General features: G+C 50.0%; 9 protein-coding genes. 1 reads left to right on the top strand and 8 read right to left on the bottom strand.

Annotated features, from left to right (window positions below):
- Positions 1-408, top strand: a 408-nt coding sequence (locus COY37_RS10570) for a hypothetical protein (protein WP_286977534.1), incomplete at its 5' end; no start/stop codon positions are given.
- Between the two features lie 2 nt (positions 409-410).
- Here the strand turns inward: COY37_RS10570 and speB are convergent.
- From speB to COY37_RS10530, 8 genes are all read right to left on the bottom strand, one after another.
- Positions 411-1,289, bottom strand: coding sequence for an agmatinase (gene speB, locus COY37_RS10565; RefSeq protein WP_286679004.1), 879 nt, complete (start codon positions 1,287-1,289; stop codon positions 411-413).
- 174 nt (positions 1,290-1,463) lie between these two features.
- Positions 1,464-1,814 carry an adenosylmethionine decarboxylase gene (gene speD, locus COY37_RS10560; protein WP_286679005.1) on the bottom strand — a complete coding sequence of 117 codons (351 nt, stop codon included), beginning with the start codon at positions 1,812-1,814 and terminating at the stop codon, positions 1,464-1,466.
- A complete protein-coding gene (locus COY37_RS10555) occupies positions 1,811-2,851 on the bottom strand; it encodes a deoxyhypusine synthase family protein (RefSeq protein WP_286679006.1) in 1,041 nt (346 codons plus the stop codon). Before COY37_RS10555 ends, speD begins: the two co-directional genes overlap by 4 nt.
- Before the next feature lie 224 nt (positions 2,852-3,075).
- Positions 3,076-4,059 (bottom strand): RluA family pseudouridine synthase, encoded by a 984-nt coding sequence (locus COY37_RS10550; protein ID WP_286679007.1) that lies wholly within the window; start codon positions 4,057-4,059, stop codon positions 3,076-3,078.
- Positions 4,060-4,839, bottom strand: coding sequence for a prolipoprotein diacylglyceryl transferase (gene lgt / locus COY37_RS10545; protein WP_286679008.1), 780 nt, complete (start codon positions 4,837-4,839; stop codon positions 4,060-4,062). It abuts the gene before it with no gap.
- Between the two features lie 24 nt (positions 4,840-4,863).
- Entirely contained in the window at positions 4,864-5,343 is a 480-nt protein-coding gene (gene lspA / locus COY37_RS10540; protein ID WP_286679009.1) for a signal peptidase II, read from the bottom strand.
- 19 nt (positions 5,344-5,362) lie between these two features.
- The gene (locus tag COY37_RS10535; RefSeq protein ID WP_286679010.1) at positions 5,363-5,731 is read right to left on the bottom strand and encodes a TraR/DksA family transcriptional regulator; all 369 of its coding nucleotides are present in this window, start codon (positions 5,729-5,731) and stop codon (positions 5,363-5,365) included.
- Positions 5,732-5,868: 137 nt separating this feature from the next.
- A partial coding sequence (locus tag COY37_RS10530; RefSeq protein ID WP_286977530.1) for a class I tRNA ligase family protein occupies positions 5,869-7,212 on the bottom strand: 1,344 nt, incomplete at its 5' end.

Here is a 7,212-nt window from a genome sequence, read left to right as displayed (position 1 = left end):
CCGGCCCAATCCCAGGTCATAGCCGAGCAAATAATTAGGGCCTACAAAAAGGACTGGCAAATGCAGCCGGACAAATTCACAGATATTCTCTCAGGCCAAAAGCCCCTCTCTATCGAGCTGCAGCAGCTTGTCTATTTCGACCCGAGACCCCGCGACATCAGGCATTTCTACGATACACAAGCCATATATCATCCGGGGTGGATTGTGCGGGTGAGCAAAACAGAGAAAAGCCCCATGTATACTTATGTAGACGAAAGCGACACGGCCGATCGCACGGGAGGCGCAAAACCCGAGCCAATCGTTCTCGTAAATACACCTGCGGATATCGGTATCCCACCCCTCATCATCGACGCGATAAACGGCCATGTCTATGAACGCAAGCCCAAAGGCGATAATTTATTTAAGTAGGACTAAAACCCACCCCTAAAACAATACCCGATCAGCTTGTAAATAAGTTTTGCGGTAAGAAAATCGCTGGCAGGGTTGCCCGGTATCGGGCAGAGTTCAACGACATCAAAACCGACGACCCTCTTATGGAACGTCACTTCACGCAGGATATCAAGAACCTCATACCAGCTCAAACCGCCCGGTTCAGGAGTACCGACCGCCGGCACCTCGGATGGATCGAAAACATCCATATCAATCGTGATATAGACATCATCGCTCAAGGCATCCACAATCTCTTCAATACCGTAATACCCATAGCGATATTGTCGTGCCGATACCGAGAAAATATTGTTGGCTTTTATGAAGCGCGTCTCTTCTTTGCTGCTGTTTCGTATCCCGACCTGGGCTATTCTTACTCCCTCGTCGAAGATACGGCGCATCACACACGCGTGGCTATATTGGGTATCCTCATACTCTTTCCGCAAATCCGTATGTGCATCCAGTTGCAACACACTCACCTGTGGGAAAAAATCCTTAACGGCCTGGACGGCGCCAAGGGTAATCGAGTGCTCCCCGCCTATCGTAACCGGAAACTTCCCTGCCTCCATCATATCGAGAAGCACCCGTCTGACCACTTCAATCTGATGCCGGGGACCCTCCATGTTGGGCATGATCTCGTTAAGCGTATGAATGCCGACCTTATCGTATATCTCGGTCTCCAACTCCTCGTCGTAAAACTCGACCTGGCGCGATGCGTTAATTACCGCAACGGGCGCCTCACGAGTGCCGGCCCTATACGAGCTCGTCGAATCATACGGGATCGGCACAACTACGACTTTTGATTCTTCGAACGAGTTGTGCTCATCTATCCCCAAGAAATTAAACGGTACCGACGTGTACATCCGAGCCTCCGTAACAAGATTAGCCTGCTTCATAAACAGGCGCTAAGCATGTTGTTTTCAGAATACAGGAGTCAGAATCCAGAATCCAGAGCAAAAAAAATTTCCCCCCGCTTTTTGAAGAGCGGGGAGATTAGTTGAGTAACATAAAATCCGCCTTGTTCGAGTTTACATTTCTTAGAACCTCGGAACGTGCTTCACTACAATGTCATCTTCTTTTATGCCGAGCTGCCTGCAAACCGATTCAAGTATCTTTTCGCAACTGGTAGCCCCGCAGGTAAAGACGTCAAGAGCCATCTTGCCGTCATCGGCATAAGTATGGACCGAAACGTGGCTCTCATCAAGCATAATAAGCGCGGTGCAACCCGGCGATGAGTTATGTCCAAAATGATATCTGGACTGGTTAATAATGTTTGCACCAACTTCATTCGCAGCGTTCACGATTGTCTGAAGCAGCTTTTTGTCATCCACAAGCGTTTCAAACGCCATGTTGCGGATGTCCACAATCAAGTGATTACCCTTGTTCATCTCTCAATCCTTTCTAGTTGATCTGCAATCCAACTAAACTTTCTTGATCTATCGAAATCCTTATTGGATTGTAAAAACGCTCCCACGATGAGCGGCAATCCAATGGTGCTGTCTACATATACGGTTGCCATCTGCGCGTCTTTTGTTATCTTGCCCCACGACTGCGCTTCTTCAAATGTGCAACCGCTTAAGCCACCCCATTTCGGATCATCGGTAGTTATCTGCACGGCATACTTATGCCCATCGACTTCGCGATATCCCATCGTGTCCAGCAACGGTTCCAATTGCTGGATATAGTTCTTCGGCACGCCGCCGCCTACATAGATCGCGCCGGTAGTTTCGGATTTGAGCTTAATTTGGGCAATCTCATAATTATCCCGTATTTGGTCGATAAATATTCTCTCTCCCTGCCCGTTCAGTTCACCTTGAGCATAGAGATGGGTAAGACCGATACCGATCGCACTATCGCAAAGCGCCGGGCAATATATGGGAACGCCCTCTTCATAGGCTGCGCGAAGGATTGAATTTGGGTCCTCGAGCCTCGAGCCGAGGTACGCTAAAAATTCTCTGGACGAGTAAATGCCCGGCTCCAGCTCGGACGCATACTTTGAGATGGTTAGCTCGACCGTCTCAAATTCAGCGTTATCAACATAGGTATCATAAATGCGATCGATTTTTTCGTCTTCAAGGGTTTTGTCATCTACGTGTGCCGAGCCGATGTAATGGTGGAATCCCATGCCCTCGATGAAGTCATGGGTTAGATTGGCGCCGGTTGACACAAGCACGTCAACCATATGGGTTTTTATCATATCCCGGATAACCTTACGAAGACCCCCGGGAACAATAGCACCAGCTATGCCGAGGAAAATCGTGGCGGTCTCGTCCTTCTCCATATTGTCAAGAACGATCCTTGATTTTGCGAGATTGCGGCTCTGAAACGAAGTAGCCTCAAATCCTCGAAGTAGCTGGTCCAGTCCATCGATACTGGTTAAATCCAGGTGCTTTATTGGGAATTTTAAGAGATCCTTTTTTTTCAACTTACCTCCCCGTAAAATCAAACACGGTTTCTAAGATTATCTATTATCGCTGGGCTGATAGCCCTATTAACGCCGGTGTTATCTCATGTTTTGGCCTAATTTCGCCCAACCAGCTTATAATAACTCTAAAATTTGCAATACTCAATATTTTATTGCCAAACAAAAGATTGCATAACAAAAGCCTGCCCAATTCTCGAAAAAGTTCTGCAATAATGCTCGAACAATTAGCGCAAGCCCGATGAATACATCCTGCGAAGTTTGTCCAGAATTTCGAGTAAATCCTGCGGGAGTTCGTCCTCAAAGAGCATGCGCTCACCCGTTCGCGGATGCGTGAATTCAAGCCGGTAGGCGTGCAGGAATTGCCTGCCCAGGCCGAGGTCTCGTTTAGAGCCGTTTGTGCCGTAAAGCGGATCACCGACAACAGGGTGATATATGTATTTCATATGCACCCTGATCTGGTGCGTTCTTCCCGTCTGCAGGCTCACCTCAACCAGGCTGTAATCATCAAACGTCGCGAGAACCCGATAGTAGCTGATTGCCTCGCGGCTGGCCGTCCCCATCACCGCCATCTTCTGCCGAAAGCGCGGGCTTCGCCCTATCGGCGCATCAACTGTTCCCCCGGTCTCTTTAAACCGCCCGTGAACCAGGGTGAGGTAGGTACGTTTGATCTCCCTTTCCTTTAACTCAGCGCTTAATGCCTGGTGGGCGAAGTCGTTCTTTGCGACCAGCATCAGCCCGGACGTGTCTTTATCCAGCCGGTGAATAATCCCGGGTCTGACGACGCCCCCGATACCTGAAAGGTTGCGCGTATGTGCGAGAAGCGCGTTGACCAGCGTGCCCGTGGTATGCCCGTGCGCCGGATGCACCACCATACCTGCGGATTTCGATAGGACAATCAGGTCATCATCCTCATATTTAATATCCAGGGGAATATCTTCCGGGATGACTTCGGTTGGCTCGGGTGGAGGGATGGTTGCGTCCACGACTTGCCCTTCACGAAGCCGGTAATTGTTTTTATCGATCTGGGTGCCATCTACAAGAATGTGCCCCTGCTCGATCAAGTGCTGAGCAAAGTTACGTGAGGCGATATCGGGGTTTTTGGAGAGAAAAACATCCAACCGCCGACCGGCGTCTTCGTGCTCGACAACCAGCGAGAACTTGAAGCGGCCCTTTTGCTCGTCGAATGTTCCGCTCTCTTCCGGATGCATTTACTTGCCCGCCCGCTTCACCTCGAGCTGATTTGTTCTGAAGTAGTAGACGAAGATAATACCCAGACCCGCCACGAGCATCACCAGGCTGAATAGTTGAGAAGCGCTCATCCCCAGGTAGAAGACGGGGTCCGCGCGGAAGAACTCTACAATAAATCTGAAGAACCCGTACAGGGTGATGTACATCCAGAATAGCAGGCCGTCGCTTTTCAGCTTCGGCCTCACCCACCATAAGATACCCAGGATAACCAGGTTATACGCAAACTCAAAAAGCTGGGTGGGATACAGCGACACGCCAAGCGGCCTGGCGCTTGCAAGTTCGTTGGTATAGGTTACACCGAAAAAACTCGAGGTCTCCTTGCCGTAACAACAGCCGTTGGCAAAACAGCCCAGCCTGCCGATCGCAGACCCTACGGCCATAGCCGGTGCGACCATATCGGCTACTTTTCCGACAGAGAGCTTCTTAATCTTTATCACAACAAGCACCGCCAGAGCGCCGCCGATGAGCCCACCGTAAAAGATGAGCCCACCCGTCCAGATCGCAAACATCTGCGCCGGGTTGCCGACAAAATCGCGCCAGTAATCGATGACATAGACTAACCTTGCGCCGATGATGCCGCCGATCATAGCGAACAAGACGATATCGTAAGCGATATCCGGATTAAACCCTTTTTGTTTTGCCTCGTGGCGAATTAGCAATAGCCCTGTTAGAAAGGCAACAGCCATAGCTACACCGTAGGTGTGTACGGTAAGCGGGCCGATTTTAAAGAGTATTGGCAACAAAAACCATCAACCGTCCTTTTCCTAGCTTTGCGGAGTTTGCTCAGGGTTTTTGGCTTGCGCGGATTCCTTGCGGGCGCTGCTGAACATGCTGATGATAAGCAACGCCACACCTATATCTATTGCCGAGTCGGCGATGTTAAAAATCGGCCAGACCCGAAAATCTATAAAATCCGTAACCCTACCCGAAACTACCCGGTCGATGAGGTTGCCGGTCGCCCCGCCAAGCACAAGACCAAGGGCAATCGTAAGCATCCGGTCCACTCCCCCCGCTCGCCGGTAATAATACACTATTGAGATTATAACAGCTATGCTCGCTATTAAAAATATAAGCCGCTGGTCGGGGAACAAGCTAAAAGCGGCACCGGGGTTTCTCACGTGGGTTATGTGAACTATGCCCGGCACCAGCGCAATTGAAGTATCGACCGGCATTAAATAACGTATCAGCGCCTTTGAGCCCTGGTCTGCTATCAAAACAAGCATCGCAATTATAGCCAAAAGCAAGAAACCAACCCCATTTTAACTACCAGCTTTTTTCTTCTTTTTTCTTGTCTTCAATACAAAGATCGGCATACGGGAGCGCTTCGAGCCTCTCTCGTTCGATAGGCCTGCCGCATACCCTGCAGAAACCGTAAGTACTTTCGTCGATCCGTTTGAGCGCCTCGTTCACCCTTACCATCAGATCTCGCGTGTTAAGCTCGAGCGATAGGTCTTGTTCTCGTGAAAATGTGGCGGTTCCCAGGTCTCCCATGTGATTATCGTACTGATTCTCGCCTGTCCACTCGCTTTGCGATTCGTCCCATGTCTTATCAACATACTTGAGTTCGCCCTCAAGATCCTCTTTTAGTTTTAACAGCCGCTCCCCGAACTCCTTGAGTTCCTTCTCGTCCACGGGAACCCCTCCTCAACCTTATTGCTGTTTACCCACCAGGCTTAAGTCATTACCTCCAGTTGCAAGAGTCATCTTTTTCTTTATTCTGACTCATGGATTCTGTACTTTTTAATATACCCATAACCAGTTGGCAGCTATCAAACCTGCACGAGTACGGATGCACAACGGGCGCATAAGCCGGGGTGTTCGGGAGCCTGGCCGACCGTTTCCTCGTATCGCCAGCACCTTTCGCATTTTGCGCCGGGCGCCGGCGATACCTTTATGGCAAGATTCGGGATGAGTTCGCTCTTATAAACATTTTCAGGCGACTCAAAGTATGGATATACGTTGACGCTCGAAACTATCATCACCTGGGACAGAAGATTCTGGTCAACGGCAACCTGAACTTTTCTGTAGTTCTCCAGGAATTCCCGCAGCGCATCATCAGCATAAAGCTCTACTTCAGCTTCAAGCGCATTTCCAATCTCCTTTTTGTTCCTGGCTTCTTCCAGAGCTTTTGCCACCTCGCTCCGTATCTTCAACAATTTATTCCAAGTATTATCGAGTTCCGGATTTATATAGTTCTCGTTTGCCGTCGGCCATGCGGCAAGATGAACGCTCTTCGTACCCCGAACCTCTTCAGGTATATATGACCACAACTCCTCACTGGTGAAAGCAAGGATAGGGGCCAGCATTTTCGTAAACGTTACAAGCATTTCAAAAAGAACCGTCTGCGCCGCCCTGCGCTCAACAGACCCGGCGGCCGAGGCATAAAGCCTGTCTTTCAATATGTCGAGATAAAGCGAGCTTAGCTCGTTGGTGAAGAAATTATATACCGTATGGTAGACTGCATGAAAACGGTAATCCTCATAATTAGCCGTAACGTTCTTTAGAAGACCGGTCATCTCATGAAGCGCCCACTTATCAAGCTCTTGCAGGCTATCGTATTCGACATCGTCCACACCGGGTTTAAAATCATAGAGATTGCCCAACATAAACCTGAACGTATTTCGTATCCTCCTGTAGGCTTCCCCTACATGCCTGAGAATATCCGGGGATATGCCAACATCTACAGTATAATCGCTTGATGCCACCCAGAGCCTTAAGATATCGGCGCCGGATTTTGCAGTAACGTCCAAAGGATCGACCACGTTGCCAAGCGACTTGGACATCTTGCGCCCATCGCCGTCGACGACAAAGCCGTGCGTGAGAACCGCGTCGTACGGCGCCCTGTTATACACGCCGACCGAAGTCATCAGTGATGACTGGAACCAACCGCGGTGCTGGTCGCTCCCCTCGGTATAAAGATCTGCGGGCCACTTAAGTTCAGGCCTGGCCTTAAGAACCGCCTCATGACTCACGCCCGACTCAAACCAAACATCCAGGATATCGGTCTCTTTTGTCAGCTTGGCGCTGCCGCATTTGGGGCATGCAAACCCTGCCGGCAGAATCTCTTCCGCGCTCTTGGAGAACCAGGCATCCGCGCCATCGGCCATAAAGAG

The sequence above is a fragment of the Candidatus Aquicultor secundus genome, from assembly GCF_002791875.1.
GTDB lineage: Bacteria > Actinomycetota > Aquicultoria > Aquicultorales > Aquicultoraceae > Aquicultor_A > Aquicultor_A secundus.
This window is presented reverse-complemented; position numbering and strand designations above follow the sequence as displayed.

Coding starts and splice junctions, on each gene's coding strand:
- speB (WP_286679004.1), bottom strand. CDS start 1,289: ATGTACACGTCGGTACCGTTTAATTTCTTGGGGATAGATGAGCACAAC.
- COY37_RS10550 (WP_286679007.1), bottom strand. CDS start 4,059: ATGCATCCGGAAGAGAGCGGAACATTCGACGAGCAAAAGGGCCGCTTC.
- speD (WP_286679005.1), bottom strand. CDS start 1,814: ATGAACAAGGGTAATCACTTGATTGTGGACATCCGCAACATGGCGTTT.